The organism is Limnohabitans sp. (assembly GCF_040401495.1).
Lineage (GTDB): Bacteria > Pseudomonadota > Gammaproteobacteria > Burkholderiales > Burkholderiaceae_C > Limnohabitans.
Genome location: NZ_JBBAOI010000073.1, coordinates 1 through 1,055, shown reverse-complemented (window position 1 = coordinate 1,055; position 1,055 = coordinate 1). Strand labels below are relative to the sequence as shown.

1 protein-coding gene and 1 pseudogene are annotated in these 1,055 nt (G+C 51.6%); one reads left to right on the top strand and one right to left on the bottom strand.

All coding sequences use genetic code 11. The annotated features are described in order from the left end of the window. A partial coding sequence (locus AC9UEO_RS13745) for a transposase domain-containing protein (RefSeq protein ID WP_509534676.1) occupies window positions 1-185 on the top strand: 185 nt, incomplete at its 5' end. Window positions 186-250: 65 nt separating this feature from the next. Here AC9UEO_RS13745 and AC9UEO_RS13740 read toward each other — a convergent pair. Next, window positions 251-988 (bottom strand): annotated as a pseudogene (locus tag AC9UEO_RS13740) (amidohydrolase family protein); the annotation flags it as partial. Window positions 989-1,055 lie beyond the last annotated feature (67 nt).

Genomic DNA, 1,055 nt, shown 5'->3' with positions numbered 1-1,055 from the left:
GGCTCTTCGCCGGCAGTGAGCTGGCGGGTCAACGTGCCGCCGTTGTGATGAGCTTGCTGCAATCAGCAAAATTACATGGCCATGATGCTTGGGCTTATCTGCGGGACGTGCTGACAAGACTGCCATCACACATGAACAGCCGCATTGAGGAACTGCTGCCTCACCGCTGGCATCCGCAAGCCTGAATCGGTGGCACGGTCAAGGTGCCGTGGCTAGCCGCTTACAGAACAAGCCCAAGCTTGGATTCAGGTCAGTTGAATTCAAAAAGTTGCTGCGGATTATCTGTGAGAATTTTCTTTCGAATGGCAGGGTCGGGTGCCCATTCTTTGAGTAAATTAAAAAGTGCAACAGAGCCCACCTGATCGGCAAAAGATAAATGAGGATAGTCGCTTCCCCAAATAACGCGATTGGGATTGGCTTCGAGAATGGCTTGCGCCATGGGGCGTGCATCTGCAAAAGAGGGTGCTGTAGCCATGCGGTAAGTGCCCGTCAATTTCATCCAAGTTTTTCCATCACTTTCAGACAACATCCGCAGTAAGGTTTGAAATCCTTTTTGATGAGGGCCGTTGACAGCCAAGAACATCCCCATGTGCGCCAAGCTGTGATTGACTGAGAGTTTTTGCAGGGTGGGCAGCATTTCTTCCGTGAGCCAACCCGGCAATAAAAAATCGATGTGCCAACCTAATTCAGCGCAGCGCGCATCCCAGCGAAGGATTCGAGGCAACATTTTTTGCAGCAAGCCTTCTTCACGTGGATACACAGGTGAAACATTGATGCGAAGTCCGCGCACACCCAATGCATGCATCTCACTCAGCAGCTTGTCGCTCACATCGTCGTCGACATCGACAATGCCTCGGCAAACATCCCGATTCATCAGTCGCATGGCGTCGAGCATGCATGAGTTGTCGCGGCCGTAGGCCGAGGGTTGTACAAAAACAAAGCGCTGTAAACCCAAGCCCTTAGCCAAAGAAAGATAGTCGTCTAAAGGAGCATGAGGGGGCTTTTAACGCAATTGACGTGCATAGGGATATTGAGCTGCGGGGCCAGAAACATTG